The following is a 20,336-nucleotide window of genomic DNA, read 5'->3' as shown; positions in this document are numbered from 1 at the left end:
CTCCGCCGCGTCGCGCGACGGTGGCGCCCCGCGGGCGCCTGGGCGGCGGCCACGGCCGCGACCCTTCGGACGATCGGCCACCATGTCGAGCGAGACGGGGTCGAGCCCCTCGACCTGGATGCGCGGGATGGGCTTGCCGATCAGCTTCTCGATGGCGGCGAGCGCCTCGTCCTCCTCCACCGTCGCGATGGTGAAGGCGCGGCCCGACAGCCCGGCGCGGCCGGTGCGGCCAATGCGGTGGACATAGTCCTCGGCGTGGAACGGAACGTCGAAGTTGAACACGTGGCTGAGGCCGCCAATGTCGATGCCGCGGGCCGCGACGTCGGAGCACACGAGCAGCCTGATCTCGCCCTGCTTGAACCGCTCGAGCGTCTCGGTCCGCTTCGGCTGCGTCATGTCGCCATGCAGCTGGCCGGCGTTGAACCCGTGCCGCTGCAGGCTCTTGCAGAGGATGTCGACGTCGCGCTTGCGGTTGCAGAAGACGAGCGCGTTCTTCACGTCCTCGGACCGCACCAAGCGGCGAAGCGCCTCGCGCTTGTCATGCTCGCGCACCATCGCAAGGTTCTGCGCGACCGTTGCCGCCACGGTCGCCGGCGGGGCGACGGTGATCGACTTCGGGTTCATCAGGAACGCATCAGCCAGCCGGCGGATCTCGGGCGGCATGGTGGCGGAGAAGAACAGCGTCTGGCGCATGCGCGGCAGCAGCGAGACGATGCGCTCGACATCGGGGATGAACCCCATGTCGAGCATCCGGTCAGCCTCGTCGATCACGAGCATGCGCACGTCGGACAGCAGCAGCCCGCCACGCTCGAACAGGTCGATCAGACGGCCAGGGGTTGCGATCAGCACGTCGACGCCGCGGTTCAGCCGGGCGATCTGGTCGCCCATGCTCTCGCCGCCGATGATCAGCGCGTACTCGAACTTCAGGTACTTCGTGTACTTGGTGAAGTTCTCGCCCACCTGTGCGGCGAGTTCGCGCGTCGGCTCGAGGATCAGCGCCCGCGGCATGCGCGCGCGCGCGCGGCCCGAACTCATGATGTCAAGCATCGGCAGGGTGAACGAGGCGGTCTTGCCCGTTCCGGTCTGGGCACAGCCGAGAACGTCACGGCCCATCAGAACGATGGGGATGGCCTGTTCCTGGATCGGCGTCGGGTGCAGGTAGCCGGCATCGGTGACGGCGCGCAGCACTTCGTCCGACAGGCCCAGGTCGGCGAACACCGGGCGTGGCGGTGCCGCTTCGGCCTCAGGCTCGGCCTCGGCCTCCGGCTCAGCGTCCGGTAGTGCCTCTGGGGCGGCGTCCATCGTCGCTGCGGTGTTCGCTGCGTCTTGCTGGGGCGCAACATCCTCGGGCACGTCCGGCGCCATTTCTGCGCCGTCAGGGGTAAGGCTCTGGTTCACGGAATATCCTGCACAGCGCGGCGGGCGCGGGATGCGCGCACCACGTGATGCGGCGCACTATGGGAAAAACCGCCCCGAAGTCAAGGAAACCCGCTCCCAAGCTGCGTATTTCGCGCCGTCGCTGCGGGAGGCAGGCATGCGCCTGCGTGGGGCTTCAGGTGCGTGCCGCATGCTTCAAGTGCCCTGAGGCGGCGCGTAGCCTCGCGTCATGACCCATCCCCTCCTGCTCCTCCCCGGGCTGATCTGCGACCACGCTCTCTGGGACCACCAGGTCCGTCACCTTCCCGGGCCCGTCGCCGTCGCCGATCTCACGCGCGACGACAGCATCGGCGCCATGGCAGCCCGCGTGCTCGATGAGGCCCCGCCGGTGTTCGACCTCGCCGGGCTGTCGATGGGCGGGTACGTGGCCTTCGAGATCCTCCGCCGCGCGCCAGAGCGCGTGGCCCGTCTCTGTCTCCTCGACACCGCAGCGACCGCCGATACCGAGGAGCAGACGGCACGCCGCCGCGGGCTGATGCAACTCGCCCGCACCGGCGAGTTCAAGGGCGTGACGCCCAGGCTGCTCCCGCTCTTCGTCCATCCTGACCGCGTGGCGGAGGAGCCGCTCGCCGGCAGCATCATGGCGATGGCCGAGCGTGTCGGGCCGGAGGCGTTCCTCCGCCAGCAGAACGCGATCATGGGGCGGGTCGACAGCCGGCGGTCGCTCGCTGCCATCGCGTGTCCGTCGCTCGTGATCTGCGGCCGGCAGGATGCGTTGACGCCGCTCGACAAGGCCGAGGAGATCACAGCCGGCATTCCCCGCGCGCGGCTGGCCGTGATCGAGGAGTGCGGCCATCTCGCGACGATGGAACGGCCGCAGGCCGTGACGGCGCTGATGCGCCTCTGGCGGGAAGCCGCCTTCGGCTAGGGGCGTGAAGGCGCCTTCGGCTAGGGGCGCGATCGCGCCTTCGGCCGAGCCGCTGCCCGCGTTGCGGGTCCCTTAACCTCGCACTGCTCAACAGCGACGGATCGCGACGGCCCGGATGGCCCTTTGAATCGGTGTGTTGCGCACCGTGTGATGGAGTGAGAGCATGATCCTGAAGAGCATCGGCGCCCGCGTCATCGGCGTCACCGCACTCGTTGCGGGCGTCGCGTCCGCGGTGCTTGGCTCTGTCGTCATCATCCATGACAGGAACGAGACGGCTGCCGAGACCGAGCGTCGTGCCGTTGCCTCGATCACCCAGTTCACCAGCGCGCTCGATGCGGAAGCGCGGCGGCTCGCCCTCGCCGCCGCAACGCTCGCGGCCCTGCCGCCGCTTGCCGAGGCATTGCTCCGGGATGACCGCGCGGCGGCGCTCGCACTGCTGAAGGAGACGCAGGTCGCGGCGGCATCGAGCCTGCCGGGGGCGCGCGTGAACGTGCACAAGGCACCGGCCATTGCGTTCCTGCGCGTCTGGAACCCCAATGCGCATGGCGACGATCTCTCCGACCGCCGCAGCACCGTGACTGAGGCAGTCCGGACCGCTCGCCCGCAGCAGGGGCTCGAAGCGGCGCTGCGCGACATTGCCATCTTCGGCGTCGGGCCGATCATCCACGAAGGCCGCACGATCGGTGTCGTTGATGTGGCACTTGGCCTTGCCGAACCGGTTTTGAAAAGGCTTTCCGCCAGCGTTGGCGCCGACGTGACGGTACTGCGTCGCGCCGAGAACGAACTCGCCATGGTCGGCTCGACGCTCGCCGGCGCGCCCCACCTTGGCTCCGCGCTGCACGAGGGCGCCCTCGCAGGCCGCACCGGAACGATGCGCGCCGAGGCAGGCGGCAAGCACCTTGCGGTCGCGGTCCTGCCGCTGAACGATGCCGGAGGCCGCGCCATCGGCGTTGTCGAGATCGTGCATGACCTGTCGCCGCAGATCGCCGCGCAGGCTGACGGCCTCGTCTTCGTTGCCCTCGCCGCCCTCGGCGTGCTCATGCTCGCCGCTCTCGCCGGGCTGTTGCTCTCGCGCCCCATCGTCCGCCCGATCCGGCGGATGACGACGGCAATGCAGGACCTCGCGGCGGGTGACGTCGCGGTCACGGTCGAAGGTGCGGGACGTGCCGACGAGATCGGCGCGATGGCGGCTGCCGTTGAAGTATTCCGCAATGACAGGATCGAAGCGCAGCGCCTGCGCCACGAGCAGGAGCTGGCCGAGGCACGGGCAGAGGCTGAGAAGCGCGCCGCGATGGCCGTCCTCGCCGATGGCTTCGAGCGTTCGGTCGCTGCCCGCGTCGGCACCGTCGGGCAGCGTGCCGAGGCGATGCGTGGCACGGCGGAGACGATGAGTGGCACGGCGGGCGTGCTTGCCCGCGATGCAGCGCAGGTCGCCGGCTCAGCCGAGGAGGCGGGGGCGAGCGTGCAGTCGGTCGCCGCTGCCGCCGAGGAACTTGCCGCCTCGCTCAACGAGATCAGCCGCCAGGTGATGCAGTCGGCCAGCGTGGCGCGCGGGGCGGTGACGATCGCCGAGGAGGGAACGGCGCAGATGCGGGCGCTCGAGACCGCCGCGGTGCGGATCGGCGACGTTGTCCGCCTCATCAGCGACATCGCGGGGCAGACGAACCTCCTCGCGCTGAACGCGACGATCGAGGCGGCGCGCGCGGGCGAAGCCGGCAAGGGCTTTGCCGTCGTCGCCTCCGAGGTCAAGAACCTCGCCGGGCAGACGGCCAAGGCAACCGAGGAGATCGCGCGCACGGTCCAGGACATGCAGGGGGCGACGCGGACCGCGGTCGAGGCGATCGCCTCGATCGGCCGTGTCGTCGGCGAGATGAACGGCGTGACCAGCTCGATTGCCGCGGCGGTCGAGGAGCAGGGCGCGGCGACGGCCGAGATCAGCCGCTCGGTGCAGCAGGCCGCCGGCGGGGCGCAGGCCGTGTCGGCGACGATCGGCGCCGTCTCGAGCGCGGCAGAGGAGACCGGCGTCGCGGCGGAGACGGTGCGCGGCACCGCAGACGAGCTCGGCACCGAGGCGCGCGCCCTCTCTGCCGAGGTCGGCCGGTTCCTCGACGAGGTCCGCCGCGCCGCGTGACAGCGTGGGGTTGATCTCCATCACCCTTGCCAGGATCGTTCCGTGCTAGCCTGATGACTGCTCGCAGAACGCGAGGGGGGGTCGGGCCATGCCTGGATCGGCGGCCGATGTGACGGGGTTCGCGGAGAGCTTCTTCCGCTTCGGCCCGTATTTCCTGGTGGTGCTGCTGATCGCCACCGGTGTTGGACTGCTCATCAACAGCCAGCCCGCCTGGCTCGACAAGCGCAAGCGGTTCTGGCTCTCCGTCGGCTTCTTCGGCGCCTCGGCTGTCGTTTCGGTCATGGCGCTCTACGATTGGGGCGTGCAGCGGCGGAACGAGGTGGTCGCGGCGGCGGAGGCGGAGGCGAAGCAGATCGTCACCGCCGCACAGCAGGAGGCGGCGCGGCTGCGCACGATGGCGCGCCAGGAAAACAACCAGTGGTTCATCCGCCGGCTGCAGATCCGCCTTGCCGGCGCCGACGTCGCTGTCCGTGCCGTGACGCTGCCGCTGCCGGCGATGGAGAATTTCGATCTCGTCTGGCGGATCAGCCCGGATGACTGGCGGCTTCAGGTGTTCATCTTCGGCCGCGCGCCGATCACCGAGATCGACGTGCCGATCGTCTACCTCGAGGTCGAGGACCCCGGCCAGCAGACGCGAACGCCGCTGCCGCTCTGCGTCGCCCATGCGGCACGTGCGACGATGATCGAGATCGTCATGCCAACGACCGCCGCGGGGCAGCCGAGCCAGATCGGCCCGAGCCTGCGCGTGCGCGAGGGCGCGGGAACGATTGCACCCGACAATTGCATGAGGCCGGCATGATCGCGCGCGCAGCGCTTGCCGCCCTTGCGCTTGTCGTCGCGGCCTCCGCGCCGGCCGGCGCGAGTTGCCCCGACTGGCTCACGGCAGACATGGTGGGACGCGGCGTCCCCGCGGGCGAGATCATGCGCATGTGCGGCCCGGCGCCGACGCGCTCGCTCGGGTTCCAGGGAGGAGCCGCCGCGCCACCGGCTGCCGCAGCGCGCCCAGTCGTGCAGCACTCCAACCGCTGCGTTGCTGAGCGGGGTCCGGCCTGCGTGACGCGCAACCTGCTTCCCGCCGGCAGCCCGTGCCTCTGCTTCGATGACGCAGGCGAAGCGATCCGCGGCACGATCGGCCGCTGACGCCAGGCCGCGCATCCCACTACGGCGCCTCGCCGTGGCTTCGCGGATAGCCGTTGGCCGGCGGTGGCGTCCAGCCCGCGAGCGAGGCCGCGTCGGCGTCGAACACCTCGACCTTCAGCGCGTAGCAGGTGACGGCGTCGGTTGAGTGCGTCTGCCCGCAATCGCCGCCCGGGCAGGCGGAGAGCGCGCCGATGAGGTCGATCTCGGCGAAGAACTCGATGTCGTCGCCCGTCATGCACGACCTCCCGCGCGGGCTTGCCGAGCAGGGCGCCGAGTGCACGCGAAAGTTGGAGTGGCAGCAGCGGTGGAAGTCGGTGCCGTTCAGCAGCCGGTTCGTGTACGGGTCGCAGCGCGTACCCGTCGTGGATGCCCGCGCCATCATCGTCCCGCCCGTACAGCCAAGCGTGTCGTGCGTGATCACAGCCATCGGGCGGAGATGCGGCAGGCTCGACCAGAACCCGTCGCCCGTTGTCACGTGCGTGGCGTGGATCGCGCGCGTCTTGCCGCTGAAGAGGTGCTCCGAGAGGTCATCGGCGTTCCAGAGGTTGAGGTCGCCCTGCGTTGCGGCCGCTCACACATCCACCGCCTCCGCGTCCATGCTCGCGGCGTTCTCCTGGATGAACGCGAAGCGGAGTTCCGGCTTCCGCCCCATCAGCGCCTCGACGAGATCCTGCGTGCGCGCGAACAGTTCCGGTGGCGTGACGACGCGGAGCAGGGTGCGGCGCTTCGGGTCCATCGTCGTCTCGCGCAGCGTCGCCGGCGGCATCTCGCCAAGCCCCTTGAAGCGGCTGACATCGATCTTCGTTCCGGACTTGAACTGCTTCCGCGCACCATCGAGCGCGGCATCGTCCTGCGCATACACCGTCCGCCCCGCGCCCGAGAGGCGGTAGAGCGGCGGCTGGGCCAGGAACACGTGGCCGCGGCGGACGAGCTCGGGCAGCTCGCGATAGAAGAACGTCATCAGCAGGGCAGCGATATGCGCGCCGTCGACATCCGCGTCCGTCATGATGATGACGCGGCCGTAGCGGAGGCGGTCGAGCGAGAACGCGCTGCCCGTGCCGCAGCCGAGCGCCTCGATCAGGTCCTTCAGCTCCTGGTTGGCCTTCAGCTTGTCGGCTGACGCCGAGGCGACGTTCAGGATCTTGCCGCGCAGCGGCAGCACCGCCTGCGTCTCGCGGTTGCGCGCCTGCTTGGCCGAGCCGCCGGCGCTGTCGCCCTCGACGATGAAGATCTCCGATCCTTCGCGCTCCTCGCGCGCGCAATCGGCGAGCTTGCCGGGAAGGCGGAGGCGGCGCGTCGCACTCTTGCGCACCGTCGTCGCGAGCTCGCGGCGGGCCAGCCTTTCCTCCGCCCGCGAGATGGCGAAGGCGAGCAGGTTCGCCGCCGTCTCGGGGTCGCCGGTCAGGAAATGGTCGAACCGGTCGCGGATCGCATTCTCGACCCAGCGCGCGGCCTCGGCCGTGGTCAGCTTGTCCTTGGTCTGGCCCTGGAACTGCGGCTCGCGGATGAAGGCCGACAGCATCGCCGCAGCGCTGCCCATCAGGTCCTCGCCCGTCACCTGCGCGCCGCGCTTGTTGCCCACCATCTCGGCATAGGCGCGCAGGCCCTTCAGGAGTGCTGCGCGGAACCCCTGCTCGTGCGTGCCGCCGAGGGGTGTGGGCACCGTGTTGCAGTAGGCGTTGAGGAAGCCTTCGCCTGCCAGCAGCCAGGTGATGGCCCACTCCACCTTGCCGCCGCCCTCCATGGCCGTTTCGCCGGCGAAATGCCGCCGCGTCAACGCCTCGCGCCCCTCGGTCGCGGCGGCGAGGAAGTCGGCGAGCCCGCCGGGGAAGTGCAGCACGGCCTCCGGCGGCGTCGTGTCATCCTTGGCAATCAGCGAGGCGTCGCATTTCCAGCGGATCTCGACGCCGCGGAACAGGTACGCCTTCGAGCGGGCCATGCGGAACAGCCGCTGCGGTCGGAAATGCCCGTCCTTGAAGATCGTCCGGTCAGGCCGGAACCGCACCTCGGTGCCGCGGCGGTTGTTCACCGGGCCGGCGTTGCGCAGCTTGCTCGTCGGCTTTCCCTTCGAGAACGCCATCGTCCAGAGCGTACGGTCGCGCGCGACCTCGACCTCCATCGTCTCCGACAGCGCGGTCACCACCGAGGCGCCGACGCCGTGCAGACCGCCCGAGGTCTCATAGGCCTTGCCGCCGAACTTGCCGCCCGAATGCAGCGTGGTGAGGATCACCTCGAGCGCCGACTTGTCCTTGAACTTCGGGTGCGGATCGACCGGGATGCCACGGCCGTTGTCGCGCACCGTCACCCAGTCGCCCTCGCCGAGGGTGAGCTCGATCCGCGTGGCGTGGCCGGCGACGGCCTCGTCCATCGCGTTGTCGAGCAGCTCTGCCACGAGATGGTGCAGCGCGTTCTCGTCGGTGCCGCCGATATACATGCCAGGGCGGCGACGGACGGGCTCGAGTCCCTCCAGCACCTCGATGTCCTTGGCGGTATAGGCGGCCTCTGCCTTGGCCCCTTTCGGGCCGAACAGGTCGTTCATGCTGTGTTCCTGGGTTGGGCAGGCACAGTAGGGCATCGCCCTTCCGCGCCACAAGGTCTTGTGGCAGTGAGCGGCGATGGACGCACCGCTCACGCTTCTCGGCCAGAACCTGCTGTCGCCGATGCTGCTCGCCTTCTGCCTCGGCATCGCCGCGCAGAGGCTCGGCAGCGACCTTCGCCTGCCGGAGCCGGTGCACCAGGGGCTCACGATCTACCTGCTGCTCGCCATCGGCATGAAGGGGGGGGTGGCGCTGTCGGCCTCCTCGCTCTCCGACGTGGTGCTGCCGCTCGTGACCTCGGTGGTGATCGGGGTGGTGATCCCGCTCTGGTGCTATCCGGTGCTGCGCCGCATCGGGAAGTTCGAGCCGGCCGATGCGGCGGCGGTTGCCGCGCATTACGGCTCGGTCTCCGCCGTCACCTTCGTCGCGGGGCTCGCCTGGCTCGAGGGCGCGGGCATCGCGGTCGAGGGGTTCATGCCGGCCCTGCTCGCGGTGATGGAAGCACCCGGCATCGCCGTTGCCGTGCTGCTCGGCCGCCGCGCGATGGGCGGGGGTGCCGGCTTCGGCGCGCTGGCGGCAGAGGTGCTGGCGGGAAAGTCGATCCTGCTGCTGATGGGCGGGCTGCTCATCGGCGCGCTGACGGGGGAGCGTGGCTACGCGCCCGTCTCGCCCTTCTTCGCCTCGGGGTTTGCCGGCGCCTTGACGCTGTTCCTGCTCGACATGGGGGTAACGGCGGCGCGCCGCTTCGGCGACCTTCGCCGCGTCGGGCCGTTCCTGCTCGGCTTCGCGATCATCGCGCCGCTGCTCAACGGCGTTCTCGGCGCCTTCGCCGGCCGCGCCGCGGGGCTCAGCGAGGGGGGCATCGCGATGCTCGCCATTCTCGCGGCCTCGGCCTCGTACATCGCCGCACCCGCCGCGGTCAGACTCGCGCTGCCCGAAGCCAACCCCGCCTTCGCGTTGACGGCAGCGCTTGCCGTGACCTTCCCGTTCAACCTCGCGCTTGGCCTGCCGCTCTACGCGGCGCTTGCCCGCGCCCTTGCAGGAGGCGGCTGATGGCAAGCTTGCGCGTCATCACCATCGTGGCCGAGGCCGAGATTGCCGACAGGATCGCGCGCGACCTCCGCACCCTCGGCGTGCGGGGCTGGAACCTCACGCATGGCGAGGGGCACTGGAACACAGCACTCGACACCACGGGGCCAGCGGATTTCGACGGGCCGACAGTGCGGTTCGAGCTCGTGGCGAAGGACGAGACGGTGGCGTCGGTGATGGCGCATCTCGCCGCCGCCTGGTTTCCCCGCTACGCCGTATTCGCCTGGGTCTCGCCGGCGGAGGTGCTGCGACCGGCGAAGTACGACTGAGAGCCCGCTCAGCCCTTCTGGAGGTGCGCTTCGAGGAACCAGAGGTTCTTGTCGAGCTGGCGTGACAGGGCGGTCAGCAGGTCGGCGGCGTCGGCATCGCCCATCTCGTCCACCTCGTCGATACCGTTCCGAACCGACTTCGCCAGCGCCGCCGTACGGTCAGCTAGCGCCTCGACCATCTTCATGCCGTCGAACACATCGGTCGGCATGGGGGCGAGCGACGTTGCCTTCTCCACCGCCTGCACGCTGCCCATCGCGGTGCCGCCAAGTGCCGTGATGCGCTCGGCCATGTCGTCGATTGGTGCTGCGAGGGTGGTGGCGAGCTCGTCGAACATCTCGTGCAGGCCGATGAAGTTCGGTCCCTTCACGTTCCAATGCGCATGCTTGGTGGCGAGCTGGAGATCGACCAGGTCGGCGAGCCTGGCGTTCAGCAGCTCGACGATCCCCTTGCGGGCGTTGGCGGCAATGTCGTTTCGCGTCTTGTGCATCACGGTCTCCTTCGCTGGCCTTAACGTTTGGTGCCGGCCAGGGTTGCGTCAACCCATCAGGGCGCTGCAGCGATCAGCGCTTCTGCCGGCACGATCCCGATCAATGTCGGGGCTCCCGGCCGGAACAGCGCGAGAGCGCCTTCGGGGAACTCTGCCTGCGACAGCGACCGGCCGATGATCATGCCAAGCGGAACGATATGGCCCACCAGAATGTCATTGGCGAGGATGTCGCTGCCGCTCCGCGGCGCCTCGGCGAGCCTGGCACGGGTGCGCGCGATGTTGGCCGAAAGCAGCGCCGCGTCGGGCGTGTAGTCATCCGCCGTCAGGAACGGTTCGACGCGGTATCCATCGGCCCCGAAGGCGAGTTCCGCGGTATCGGCGGCCCGGAACACCGGGCTCGCGAGCACGGCGCCGACGGGGATGGAAAGCGCGCGGATCGCCTGGCCAAGCCGCGTTGCCTGCGCGCGGCCGGCGGCAGAGAGGTTACGCTGCCCGGCGCGGTCGCCGAGCCTGCCGGTGTCAAACTGCGACCGATCGGTGATCGCGTGTCGCATGTAGACCGTGAGCCCGCCCTCGCGCAGTGCTGCGATCAGCTGCGGCGCGGCGTGTGCCGCGAAGGGCGCGGCCAGCGCGGCGCCGAGAACGATCCGCCGTCGCATCGTCATGCCGGGATGAACACCTCGTGCACGGCACTCTGCACCCCGCCGCCGACGATCGGGCCGCCGCCGGCGACGTAGATGCGGCCATCGACCGCCGCGGCACCGAGCCCGTGGCGCGGTGTGGGCATCGGCGCGTGGTGCAGCCACGTGTCGGTTGCTGGGCTGTAGCTTTCCATCTGGCCGAACACGTTGCCCGTCGGCGGGCCGGAGGGGCCGCCAGGCGTGCCGCCTTCGCCGCCCATGATGTAGATGCGGTCGCCCACCACCCCGGCCCCCTGGCCGGAGCGCGCGGTGGGCAGCGGCGCGCGGAGCGACCAGCGGTCCGTCGCCTTGTCGTACACGTGGTGCAGCGCGGTGTTGTGGCCGAAATCGTTGAACCGCCCGCCGATGACGTGGATCAGCCCGCCGAACGTCACGGTGCCGGTATGGTCGCGCCCGGCGGGGAGCGGGCGCGCGACGGTCCAGCGATCGGCCGCGGGATCGTAGATCTCGTGCCAGGCGACGGAGGCGCGGTCCGCCCCGTCACCGGCGCCGCCGATGTGGTGCACCATGCCGTCGAGCATCACGGCGGCACCAGCGCCGCGCAGGCGCGGCAGCGGCGCGATGGTCTGCCAGCGATCGGCGGCAGCATCCCACACGAAGCAGTCGCTATGCGGCGTGCGGTTCTGCTCGACGAAGCCGCCGAGCGCGTAGATCACGCCGCGCCCCTCGTCGGCCACCACGCCGACATGGTTGGCGCCCCGCGGCAGCACGGCGAGTTCCACCCACGCATCGCGGGCGGGGTCGTACGCATGGTGGTAGTTGCGGTCGACCCGCTGTTCGCCATAGCCGCCGATGATGTGGATGCGGCCCTTCAGCGCAACGCCCCAGGCCATCTCGCTGCGCGGCAGCGGCAACGCCGCCCGCGCCTCCCACCGCCCTGGCGGGCCGGCGGGGGCGGGGCTTTCCGTCACCCATTGCTGGGCGGTCTGTGGCGGCAGGGGAACGCCACCGGGCGAGCGGAGGGAGTGGAACATGTCGCCGTGGTGGGCGTGTCCCCCACCCTGCGGTGACTGCGCCGCTGCGCGGTCGATGAAGGGAGCGGACAATGCCGTTGCGAGCAGTGATCGTCGTGCGAGCGTCATGGTCCGCCTCCCTTGCGTCGAGGCCGCGAGGTTAGCGCAGGAAGGCTGCTGCCGCATCCACGTCGGCCTGCGTCAGCCCGTGGCCTGCCGGCAGCATCCGCGCATCGACATCAGCACCGGCATCGCGCAGCAGGGCAACGATGCGCGCGCCGATCGCGGGCGTGGCGATCGGGTCGGCCATGCCGTTGAGCGCGAGCACGCGGCGGCCCGCAAGGTCTGGCAACGCGGCCGGCACCAGCGGCACCATCGGGCGCAGCAATACCGCGGCATCAAGCACATCTGGGTGCAGCAGCATCAGCGCCGCCGCGATGTTCGCTCCGTTCGAAAAGCCGAGCGCGGTGAGCGGAAGCCCGGGCGCGTGCCGACCGGCTGCCTTGCGCGCAAAGCTGGCGAGTTCCGCCGCGCGGGCCACTACGTCCGCCTCGTCGAACACGCCCTCGGCGAGGCGGCGGAAGAAGCGCGGCATGCCGGCCTCGAGTACCTGCCCGCGCGGGCTGATCAGCACCGCATCGGGAGCGACCGCACGGCCGAGCGGCAACAGGTCATGCTCGTTCCCGCCCGTGCCGTGCAGCAGGAGGAGGGCGCGCGTCGGTGCCCCGTTGTTGCGGGGCACCTCCACGTGGTGGACGAACGTGGCGCGATCGACCGTCGCGGTCGTCATCACACTTCCTCCTTCTGGCCGAGCTTCGGCAGAACCGCCTCGATCTCCGCGCGGTGCGCCTCGTAGCGCGAAGGCAGCATCAGCTTCTCACCGAGGCTCTCCTTCGGCTCGTCGATCGCAAAGCCCGGATCATCCGTCGCGATCTCGAACAGAACCCCGCCCGGCTCGCGGAAATAGGTCGAGCGGAAGTAGTTCCGGTCCTGCTGCGGCGTCACGCGGAGGCCCTGGCCCGCCAGAGCGCGGGTCGAGGCCGCCTGCGCGCCGTCATCCGCCGCGCGGAACGCGACGTGGTGGATCGTTCCCGCCCCCTGCGCACCCGCCCAGAAGCCAGGTGCTGCGCGAAGGTCGACGATGCTGCCGATGCCGCCGCCCGGGTGGGTGAAGCGGTGCCGCGCGCCGTCCACAGGGCCCGCGACGTAGCCGAGCACCTCCGTCAGCACCCGTGCCGTGGGGGCGACGTCACCCAGCCAGAGCGTGATGCCACGGAAGCCGCGGATCGCGTGTTCCGCCGGCACGTCACCCACCGCATGGCCTGGCAGCGACGCCGCCTCGCTGTCGGTCACGAGCTCGAGCAGCAGCCCGTCGGGGTCGCGGAAGGCGAGCACGGTCTCGCCGAAGCGCTTCGTCGGCTGGTCGGCCGCGACGCCCTTCGCCGCAAGCCGGTCGATCCAGAAGCCGAGCGCGGCGGGCGGGATGGCGAAGGCGATCTCCTCCGCCTGGCCCGTGCCATGGCGCCCTTGGGCCGCGCCGACATAGGGGAAGAAGGTGAGGATCGTTCCGGGGCTGCCCACCTCGTCGCCGTAGTAGAGGTGGTAGGTGCCCGGGTCGTCGAAGTTCACGGTCTTCTTCACGAGGCGAAGGCCGAGCACGTCCTGGTAGAAGGCGAGGTTGGCGGCTGGGTCGGCCGCGATGGCGGTGATGTGGTGAAGCCGCCCGATCGTGTTGCTTGTCATGATGTTTCTCCGCGGCGGGGATAGGCCCGCCTTTCGTGGAGAGAGATGGCGGATCGGCTGGCCCGATACAAACACGTCACCGCGATGCTACCCATCAGCGCAACGGATCGAAGGGCAGGAGGTGTGCAACGGCCGGCGGATGGTCGCCACGATGGAACGCGCGCACCGCCTGCTGCACCGGAACATCAGCCGCCGTCAGCCGCGCATGCTGGCGGAGATGCTCCGCCCAGGTCGCGACCTCGAACCACTCGGTGATCGCACCCGGGTCGGCCGCGTCCTCCGCCACGCCCCATCGCAGCGCCCCGTCGCGGAGGCGGATCTCGCCCAAGGGGATGATCGCCGCGCGGAAGGCCACCGCATCGGCCGGATCGATGCGGTAGGCGACGGTGACGAACACGGGCCCGCGCTCCCCTGCCACCGGGGTGGCAAGCACCGGTTCGGGCCAGAACTCGGCTGGGGCAAGGTCACCGGCCGCGTCCGGCAGCGCGATGCGGCGGGCGAGCAGCCCTGCGGCGGCCGCCATCACCGCTGCGGCAGCCAGCGCCGTGGGAACGGAGGCGAGGTCGGCGAGCCTGCCCCACCCGACGCTGCCTGCCGTCATCGCGCCATAGAACGCCGTGAGGTAGAGGGCGAGGCCGCGCGCCCGCACCCAGGCCGGCAGCTGCCCCTGGGCCGCGACGTTGAGTGTCGTCACCGCAACGATCCAGCCGATGCCCATGAGCGCGGAGGCCGCCACCGCGAAGGGCAGGGAGGGCGAGGCGGCGAGCAGCGGCATCGCGGCGGCGACGGCGAGCGTTGCGGCAAGCAGCGTCGCGTCCGCCGACAGCCTGGCGCGGATGCTGGGCAGGATGAGCGCGCCAGCAACCGCTCCCGCGCCGACGGCAGCGAGCATCAGCCCATAGGCAGCCGGCCCGCCACCGGGCATCGCGCGGGCGACCAGCGGCAGGAGCGCCCAGGAGGCGGCGGCAGGGGCGAAGAACAGCACCGCGCGGGCAAGCACGCGGCGAAGCGGTGGCGCGCGAAGGGCGTAGCGCAGCCCGGCGCGCATCGCGCCCGGCAGGTGTTCCGGCGGTGCCGTGCGCGCGGGTGCGGTGCGCCGCCACCAGAGCAGCGCGGCGATCACCACCGCATAGGAGAGCGCATCCGCCGCATAGGCCGCCGGCACCCCGGCCGTGGCGACGATCAGGCCGCCGAGCGCCGGCCCGATCGCGCGGCTTATGTTGATGCCGAGCGAGTTCAGCGCAACGGCCGGCTGCAGCAGGGGTCGTGCGACAAGCTCCGGCACCACTGCCTGCCAGGCGGGCTGGCCCACCGCCGCGCCACAGCCGGCAAGGAAGGTGAGTGCCAGCAGCGACCAGGGCGTGAGCGCATCGGCCCAGGCGAGCACGGCGAGCAACGATACGGTGATGAGCAGGAAGGCCTGCACGCCGATCAGCACGCGGCGGCGGTCCACCAGGTCGGCCAGCGCGCCGGCGGGCAGGGCGAGCAGGAAGATCGGCAGGCTCGTCGCTGCCTGCACGAGGGCGACCATCGCCGCCGACGGGCTCAGCGTCACCATCAGCCAGCCGGAGCCGACATCGCGCATCCAGGTGCCGACATTGCCGATCACCGTCGCCGCCCAGAGGACGGCGAACACGCGCTCCCTCAGCGGCGCGAAGGCGCTGGGCTGCGGCTCGGCCACGCTACAACCAGCAGGCGCAGCCGAGGGCGCCCCAGAAATCGCGTGGGTTCGCTGCCGGAACGTTGCGGGCAAGCACCGCCCCGTGCGCATGGCCATGGATGCCGCACGGCGCCTGGCAGCAGAGTGCGCGCGGCGCAGCGGTCGCCGTCATGCGCCCCTGGTAGCCGCCATGGTGCTTCACCGGCGACCAGTCGGGCGCGATGGCGGGAAGCGGTGGTGCGAGATCGGCGAAGGGGCCGGCGCCGTGCACCACCTGGCCGCCGAGCACGGTGAGGTCTGCGGTGATGTGGCGGATCTCGGATTCCGGAACGGCGAAGTAGTCATCCGACAGCAGCACCACGTCGCCGTAGAGGCCGGGTTCGATCCTGCCCTTCAGCCCCGTCTCACCGGAGAACCAGGTGTTCGCCTCCGTCCACAGCCTGAGCGCCGCCTCGCGGTCGAGCCGCGCATCCGGGCGCGTCGTGCGCATCCCGCCGAGCGTGCCGCCGGAGACGAGCCACCAGAGGGAGACCCATGGATTGTAGGAGGCGACGCGCGTCGCATCCGTCCCGGCGCCGACGGGCACGCCGGCCGCGAGCATGCGCGCGACGGGCGGCGTTTCCCCTGCCGCGTCGGTGCCGTAGCGCGCGACGAAGTCATCGCCCTGGTACACCATCCGGTGCTGCACGGCGATGCCGCCGCCAAGCTTCGCCACGCGATCGATGTTGCGGGGAGAGATCGTTTCCGCGTGGTCGAAGAACCAGCCCAGGCCATCGATCGGGATGTCGCGGTGAACCGTCTCGAACACGTCGAGCGCGCGCGAGATCGTTTCGTCGTAGGTGGCGTGCAGCCGCCAGGGCCAGCTTTTCTCGGCGAGGATGCGGACAACCTTCTCGAGTTCCTCCTCCATGCTCGCGGGAAGCTCGGGGCGAGGTTCACGGAAATCCTCGAAGTCGGCGGCGGAGAAGACGAGCATCTCGCCAGCGCCGTTGTGGCGGAATGTCGCGTCGCCCTCGCGCGGTGAGAGCATCTTTGCCCAGGCCGTGAAATCCTCCGCCTCGCGACCCTTGTTCTGCGTGAAGAGGTTGTAGGCGATGCGAAGCGTCAGCAGCCCATCGCGGTGGAGGTCGCGGATGACGGCGTAGTCGTCCGGCCAGTTCTGGAATCCGCCGCCCGCATCGATGGCCGAGGTGACGCCCAAGCGGTTCAACTCGCGCATGAACCAGCGCGTCGAGGTGCGCTGCTGGTCGGGCGGCAGCTTCGGGCCCTTGGCCAGCGTCGCGTAGAGGATCATCGCGTTGGGCCTGGCGAGCAGCAGCCCCGTCGGATTGCCGGCTGCATCGCGCGCGATCTCGCCGCCCGGCGGATCTGGCGTGTCGCGGGTGTAGCCGGCGGCGCGCAGAGCGGCGCGGTTCAGCAGCGCGCGATCGTAGAGATGCAGGATGAAGACGGGCGTGTCGGGGGCGGCGGCGTTGAGCTCGTCCAGCGTCGGAAGTCGCTTCTCCGCGAACTGGTGTTCGGTGAAGCCGCCGACCACGCGCACCCAGTGCGGCGGCGGCGTGCGTGCCACCGTGGCCTTCAGCATCGCCATCGCGTCGGCCAGCGTCCCGACGCCGTCCCAGCGAAGCTCGAGCAGGTAGTTGAGCCCGCCGCGGATGACGTGGATGTGGCTGTCGATCAGCCCGGGGATCGCCCGCCGCCCGCCGGCATCGAGGATGCGCGTCGCCGGTCCCGCGAGCGGCATCACCGCGGCCTCGGTGCCGACGGCGGCGAAACGCCCATCGGTGATCGCCACGGCCTCGGCCGCGGGGTTCGCGCGGTCGAGCGTGGTGACGCGCGCGTTGCGGATGATGAGTTCGGGCATCACGGCACGGCCTATTCGGCCGCCTTGGCGCCACCTTCGGACGCATGCTCGCCCAGCGCCCATTTCGAGAAACGGATCTGGATGCCGTAGGGGCTGTGCGCCTTCATGATCTCCATCATGCCGTCATAGGTGGCACCACGCGCCCAGTCCTGCTGCAACTCGAAGCTCCATTGCAGCGAGGTCAGCGGCACCGCACCTGCCTGCACCAGGCGCTGCACCGCGCGCTCATGCGCCTCCACCGTGATGTCGCCGCAGGCATCGGTCGGCACGTACACCTCGTGGCCTTCGGCCAGCATGTCGAGTGCTGGGAACATCACGCAGGCTTCCGTCCAGAGGCCGGCGAGCAGCCACTTCTTCCGGCCGATCGTCGCCACGGCGGCGCGGAAATTCGGATCGACCCAGGAATTGATCGAGGTGCGGTCGATCAGCGCCTGGCCGGGGAACTGGGAAGTCAGCTCCGGCATCATCGGGCCGGAGAAACTCTCGGCAGCGACGGTGGTGAGGATCGTCGGGATGCCGAACAGCGTCGCCGCCTTGGCCAGGATCTGGGCGTTGTGCATCACGATCGTGCGGTCGTGACTGCCGACGCCCTGCCACATCGCCGGCTGGTAGTCGATCAGCGCGAGCGCGCAGTTGTCCGGGCTCAGCATATCGGTGAAGCTCATCGGTCTCTCCTTGTTCCAGCCCTGGTCCTCGGGGCCTGCCGCCGGGCCTGCGACGAGAATGGGGATACCGATGGCGTGGCACTTGCAGGCGATTGCGGAAGCTGTCGCAGGCTTGCTCACGAGCGCGTGAACAGTGCCGGCCCGGGGTGGTGGGGGCCGGGGGTGGTGGAGCACCCATAGTCAGGTCGCGGGATCAGCCGTCACGTCCCCGTCACATCGGATGAATGCATGCCCGACACCCTTCCGCGTCTCCATGCCGGCCGCGGCGTACCGCTGATCACGCCCGCGCGGCTGATCGCTGCCCTCGACGGCGCCGCGCCGAAGCTGAAGCAGGCGCGCCCCTGGCCGCCGGTGCACCGCTTCCTGGTCGGCCCGACCGAGATCGCGACACCGGCGATGACCGACCACGTGATCGTGCTGCACCTCTCGGGCGACGACGAGATCGAAACCGACATCGGCGGGCGGATGCGCGGCTACCGGCTGACGCCGGGCCAGGTGGGCATCATGCCGGCGATGCAGCCGAGCACGTGGCGGCTCAACGGCCAGGCGGGCTTCCTGCATCTCTACCTGCCGCAGTCGACGCTGGCGGGCTATGCCCAGGAAGCCGGCGTCGCCGACAGGCTCCGGCCAGGCTTCGGCCTCGACGATCCCTTCCTCGCCGCCCTGCTGGCGCGCATCGGCAACGCCTCGCTGCACCGCGTGCCGCTCGACAGGCTGCTTTGCGAAAGCATCGAGCGGGTGACCGCGCTGCACCTGCTCTCGACCTACGGCGAAAGCCGGATCGATGCCGGAACGGCGACGATGCCGCCACGGCGGTTGCGCGCCGTCCGCGCCTGGGTCGAGGAGAAGCTGGCGGAGGAGATGACGCTCGACGATCTCGCCGCCGCGGCGGGGATGAGCCGGTTCCACTTCGCCCGTGCCTTCCGTGCGGCGACCGGCGTATCGCCCTGGCGCTACGTGACGGAGCGGCGCATCGCCCGGGCACGCGACCTGCTGCTTGGCAGTGACATGCCGGTGGGCAGCGTCGCCGCCGCCGTCGGCTTTGCCACCGCGAGCCATTTCGCGCAGGCGTTCCGTGCCCTCACGGGCGAGGCGCCGACCGCGTTTCGCAAGCGGCGGTGACGCCTCAGCGCATCGCCGTGGGGCCGAGATAGAGATGCGTCTCGGGCGGCGCATCGCCGTGGTGGAGGCCCGCCACGCGGTCGAACAGCGCAGCCTCGGCGGCAGTGATGCGGGCTGCGTGGCGGGGATAGTCGCCCCAGCGCTCGAGCGCGAACATCTCGACCCAGATCCCTTCCGCCTGCATGTCCTCGAGCACCTGCCACGCGAAGGCGCCGTCGCGGCGGCGGCAGCGGCCGACTTCCTCCATCAGCCGGAGGAAACTCCGCGTCTTCTCCTTCGGCACGGCGTAGCGGATCGTCACCACCACCGGCCCACGCTCGGCGCTCGCTGTGGTGGCGGCACGCGGCAGCGGCACGGCAAGCCCGGGGCCGGGTAGCGCCGATGCGGCATCGGCCGTCGGAAGCCTGATCCTGAGCCCGACCAGTGCGGCGACGGCACCGCCCGCCGCCGCTGCCGACATCGAGGGCGCGATGCCCCAGACCTCGCCGGCCCATCCCCAGATCAGCGTGCCGCCCGCGAGCGCGCCGAAGAACGCCACCTGGTAGAGCGAGAGCGCCCGCGCCCTCACCCAGGAGGGCAGCGAGAGTTGCGCCGCCACCTGCAGCGTGGCGATCGAGGTGATCCAGACGATGCCATAGGCGAACATTCCGCCGGCGGCGACCAGCGGGTGCCGGCCGAGCCCGAGTGCCAGGATGCCGGCCGATGCCAGCAGCCCGCCGGAGGCGACCACCCAGTCAGGCCGCATCAATGCGCGGATGCGCGGCATGACGAGGCCGCCCAGCACGGCGCCGACGCCCATGGCGCCGAGCAGGAGGCCGTACGTCTCCGGTCCGCTCGCCAGCCGCTCGCGCACGATCAGGGGCAGCAGTGCCCAGGGGGCGGAGGCGAAGGTGAACAGCAGGGCGGCGCGGATCATCAGCCGCTGGAACGGCGGCGTTGCCCCGACATAGCGGATGCCCGCGCGCACGGCGGAGAGGAAGCGCTCGCGCGAGGGAACCGAGGCAGGGTCGCGCTTCCAGGTGGCGAAGGCGCCGATCAGCGGCAGGTAGCTCACGGCATTGACCGCGAAACAGGCCCAGGCGCCGACTGTCGCCAGCACCACGCCGCCGATCGCGGGCCCGATGGCACGCGCGCCGTTGAAGGCCATGCCATGCAGGGCCACGGCCTGGGGCAGCTCCTCGCGGCTGACGAGTTCCGATGTCGTTGCCGCCCAGGCCGGCATGCTCATCGCGTTGCCCACCCCGATCAGGAAGGTGAAGGCGAGCAGCGTCCACGGCCCCGTCAGCCCGGCGACGGTGAGGCCGGCGAGGATCACGGCAGCGACGGCCTGGACCGCGATGGAGGCGATGAGGAACAGGCGGCGGTCGATGATGTCGGCGAGCGCTCCCGCCGGCAGCGCGAACAGGAACACGGGCAGCAGCATCGCCGCCTGCACGGCGGCGACCATCGCCGGCTCGGGTGCGAGGTCGGTCATCAGCCAGCCGGCACCCGTGTTCTGCAGCCAGGTGCCGAGGCCAGCGCAGAGATTGCCGATCCACACCGCACGGAACACGGGCCTGCGCAGCGGCGCGAAGGCCGAGGGCGCAGGGGGTTTGGCTGTGGTTGCTTTGGGAGGGGTGGTGGAAGGTGCGTCGGTCACGGCGAACGATCATGCGCGAGCGACGGGGCA

17 protein-coding genes and 2 pseudogenes are annotated in these 20,336 nt (G+C 70.6%); 7 read left to right on the top strand and 12 right to left on the bottom strand.

Translation table 11 applies throughout. The annotated features are described in order from the left end of the window. Positions 1-1,365, bottom strand: a 1,365-nt coding sequence (locus tag Q0C38_RS18540; protein WP_408870047.1) for a DEAD/DEAH box helicase, incomplete at its 3' end; no start/stop codon positions are given. A 241-nt stretch (positions 1,366-1,606) separates the two neighbouring features. On the opposite strand from Q0C38_RS18540, the gene Q0C38_RS18535 reads away from it, so the two are divergent. The 4 genes from Q0C38_RS18535 to Q0C38_RS18520 all read left to right on the top strand — a co-directional run bounded on the left by Q0C38_RS18535 (position 1,607) and on the right by Q0C38_RS18520 (position 5,576). Next, complete coding sequence (locus tag Q0C38_RS18535; RefSeq protein ID WP_291298608.1) at positions 1,607-2,305, top strand: alpha/beta fold hydrolase; 699 nt, start codon at positions 1,607-1,609, stop codon at positions 2,303-2,305. 163 nt (positions 2,306-2,468) lie between these two features. Further along, entirely contained in the window at positions 2,469-4,436 is a 1,968-nt protein-coding gene (locus Q0C38_RS18530; protein WP_291298607.1) for a methyl-accepting chemotaxis protein, read from the top strand. 88 nt (positions 4,437-4,524) lie between these two features. Next, complete coding sequence (locus tag Q0C38_RS18525; protein WP_291298606.1) at positions 4,525-5,235, top strand: hypothetical protein; 711 nt, start codon at positions 4,525-4,527, stop codon at positions 5,233-5,235. Beyond that, positions 5,232-5,576 carry a hypothetical protein gene (locus tag Q0C38_RS18520; RefSeq protein ID WP_291298605.1) on the top strand — a complete coding sequence of 115 codons (345 nt, stop codon included), beginning with the start codon at positions 5,232-5,234 and terminating at the stop codon, positions 5,574-5,576. The genes Q0C38_RS18525 and Q0C38_RS18520 overlap by 4 nt, the downstream gene beginning before the upstream one ends. Positions 5,577-5,595: 19 nt before the next feature. Here Q0C38_RS18520 and Q0C38_RS18515 read toward each other — a convergent pair. Both Q0C38_RS18515 and parE read right to left on the bottom strand, forming a co-directional pair. Beyond that, positions 5,596-6,120 (bottom strand): annotated as a pseudogene (locus Q0C38_RS18515) (DUF1989 domain-containing protein); the annotation flags it as partial. 27 nt (positions 6,121-6,147) lie between these two features. Next, complete coding sequence (parE, locus tag Q0C38_RS18510; protein ID WP_291298604.1) at positions 6,148-8,115, bottom strand: DNA topoisomerase IV subunit B; 1,968 nt, start codon at positions 8,113-8,115, stop codon at positions 6,148-6,150. A 76-nt stretch (positions 8,116-8,191) separates the two neighbouring features. Here parE and Q0C38_RS18505 point away from each other — a divergent pair, with 76 nt between their 5' ends. Together Q0C38_RS18505 and Q0C38_RS18500 are read left to right on the top strand one after the other, a co-directional pair. Then, positions 8,192-9,166, top strand: coding sequence for a sodium-dependent bicarbonate transport family permease (locus tag Q0C38_RS18505; RefSeq protein ID WP_291298603.1), 975 nt, complete (start codon positions 8,192-8,194; stop codon positions 9,164-9,166). Then, positions 9,166-9,471: a P-II family nitrogen regulator gene (locus Q0C38_RS18500; RefSeq protein WP_291298602.1), complete on the top strand. Its 306-nt coding sequence runs from the start codon at positions 9,166-9,168 to the stop codon at positions 9,469-9,471. Before Q0C38_RS18505 ends, Q0C38_RS18500 begins: the two co-directional genes overlap by 1 nt. Positions 9,472-9,479: 8 nt before the next feature. On the opposite strand, the pseudogene dps reads toward Q0C38_RS18500, so the two are convergent. The 8 genes and pseudogenes from dps to Q0C38_RS18460 all read right to left on the bottom strand — a co-directional run. Next, positions 9,480-9,971: pseudogene (gene dps, locus Q0C38_RS18495) on the bottom strand (DNA starvation/stationary phase protection protein Dps); the annotation flags it as partial. Between the two features lie 44 nt (positions 9,972-10,015). Next, positions 10,016-10,624, bottom strand: coding sequence for a histidine phosphatase family protein (locus Q0C38_RS18490; protein WP_291298601.1), 609 nt, complete (start codon positions 10,622-10,624; stop codon positions 10,016-10,018). Then, the gene (locus tag Q0C38_RS18485) at positions 10,621-11,742 is read right to left on the bottom strand and encodes a kelch repeat-containing protein (protein ID WP_291298600.1); all 1,122 of its coding nucleotides are present in this window, start codon (positions 11,740-11,742) and stop codon (positions 10,621-10,623) included. The genes Q0C38_RS18490 and Q0C38_RS18485 overlap by 4 nt, the downstream gene beginning before the upstream one ends. Before the next feature lie 31 nt (positions 11,743-11,773). Then, positions 11,774-12,403, bottom strand: coding sequence for an alpha/beta hydrolase (locus tag Q0C38_RS18480; RefSeq protein ID WP_291298599.1), 630 nt, complete (start codon positions 12,401-12,403; stop codon positions 11,774-11,776). Then, positions 12,403-13,356 carry a ring-cleaving dioxygenase gene (locus tag Q0C38_RS18475; RefSeq protein WP_291298598.1) on the bottom strand — a complete coding sequence of 318 codons (954 nt, stop codon included), beginning with the start codon at positions 13,354-13,356 and terminating at the stop codon, positions 12,403-12,405. Before Q0C38_RS18475 ends, Q0C38_RS18480 begins: the two co-directional genes overlap by 1 nt. 94 nt (positions 13,357-13,450) lie before the next feature. Then, on the bottom strand, positions 13,451-15,037 hold the full coding sequence (locus Q0C38_RS18470; RefSeq protein WP_291298597.1) for an MFS transporter: 1,587 nt from the start codon (positions 15,035-15,037) through the stop codon (positions 13,451-13,453). 1 nt (position 15,038) lies between these two features. Beyond that, positions 15,039-16,880 (bottom strand): amidohydrolase, encoded by a 1,842-nt coding sequence (locus tag Q0C38_RS18465; protein WP_291298596.1) that lies wholly within the window; start codon positions 16,878-16,880, stop codon positions 15,039-15,041. Positions 16,881-16,891: 11 nt separating this feature from the next. Then, a complete protein-coding gene (locus tag Q0C38_RS18460) occupies positions 16,892-17,545 on the bottom strand; it encodes a hydrolase (RefSeq protein WP_291298595.1) in 654 nt (217 codons plus the stop codon). A 228-nt stretch (positions 17,546-17,773) separates the two neighbouring features. On the opposite strand from Q0C38_RS18460, the gene Q0C38_RS18455 reads away from it, so the two are divergent. Then, on the top strand, positions 17,774-18,667 hold the full coding sequence (locus Q0C38_RS18455; RefSeq protein ID WP_291298594.1) for a helix-turn-helix domain-containing protein: 894 nt from the start codon (positions 17,774-17,776) through the stop codon (positions 18,665-18,667). 4 nt (positions 18,668-18,671) lie between these two features. Here Q0C38_RS18455 and Q0C38_RS18450 read toward each other — a convergent pair whose 3' ends face one another. Further along, positions 18,672-20,306: an MFS transporter gene (locus Q0C38_RS18450; protein WP_291298593.1), complete on the bottom strand. Its 1,635-nt coding sequence runs from the start codon at positions 20,304-20,306 to the stop codon at positions 18,672-18,674. Between the last annotated feature and the right edge of the window lie 30 nt (positions 20,307-20,336).

Origin of the sequence: Elioraea sp. (assembly GCF_022842375.1) — a bacterium.
In the GTDB taxonomy this organism is placed as follows: Bacteria; Pseudomonadota; Alphaproteobacteria; order Acetobacterales; family Acetobacteraceae; genus Elioraea_A.
This window is presented reverse-complemented; position numbering and strand designations above follow the sequence as displayed.

Bases quoted from the DNA above. Each gene is read 5' to 3' on its own strand.
- Q0C38_RS18535 (WP_291298608.1), top strand. From the start codon at position 1,607: ATGACCCATCCCCTCCTGCTCCTCCCCGGGCTGATCTGCGACCACGCT.
- Q0C38_RS18530 (WP_291298607.1), top strand. From the start codon at position 2,469: ATGATCCTGAAGAGCATCGGCGCCCGCGTCATCGGCGTCACCGCACTC.
- Q0C38_RS18525 (WP_291298606.1), top strand. From the start codon at position 4,525: ATGCCTGGATCGGCGGCCGATGTGACGGGGTTCGCGGAGAGCTTCTTC.
- Q0C38_RS18520 (WP_291298605.1), top strand. From the start codon at position 5,232: ATGATCGCGCGCGCAGCGCTTGCCGCCCTTGCGCTTGTCGTCGCGGCC.
- parE (WP_291298604.1), bottom strand. From the start codon at position 8,115: ATGAACGACCTGTTCGGCCCGAAAGGGGCCAAGGCAGAGGCCGCCTAT.
- Q0C38_RS18505 (WP_291298603.1), top strand. From the start codon at position 8,192: ATGGACGCACCGCTCACGCTTCTCGGCCAGAACCTGCTGTCGCCGATG.
- Q0C38_RS18500 (WP_291298602.1), top strand. From the start codon at position 9,166: ATGGCAAGCTTGCGCGTCATCACCATCGTGGCCGAGGCCGAGATTGCC.
- Q0C38_RS18490 (WP_291298601.1), bottom strand. From the start codon at position 10,624: ATGACGATGCGACGGCGGATCGTTCTCGGCGCCGCGCTGGCCGCGCCC.
- Q0C38_RS18485 (WP_291298600.1), bottom strand. From the start codon at position 11,742: ATGACGCTCGCACGACGATCACTGCTCGCAACGGCATTGTCCGCTCCC.
- Q0C38_RS18480 (WP_291298599.1), bottom strand. From the start codon at position 12,403: ATGACGACCGCGACGGTCGATCGCGCCACGTTCGTCCACCACGTGGAG.
- Q0C38_RS18475 (WP_291298598.1), bottom strand. From the start codon at position 13,356: ATGACAAGCAACACGATCGGGCGGCTTCACCACATCACCGCCATCGCG.
- Q0C38_RS18465 (WP_291298596.1), bottom strand. From the start codon at position 16,880: ATGCCCGAACTCATCATCCGCAACGCGCGCGTCACCACGCTCGACCGC.
- Q0C38_RS18460 (WP_291298595.1), bottom strand. From the start codon at position 17,545: ATGAGCTTCACCGATATGCTGAGCCCGGACAACTGCGCGCTCGCGCTG.
- Q0C38_RS18455 (WP_291298594.1), top strand. From the start codon at position 17,774: ATGCCCGACACCCTTCCGCGTCTCCATGCCGGCCGCGGCGTACCGCTG.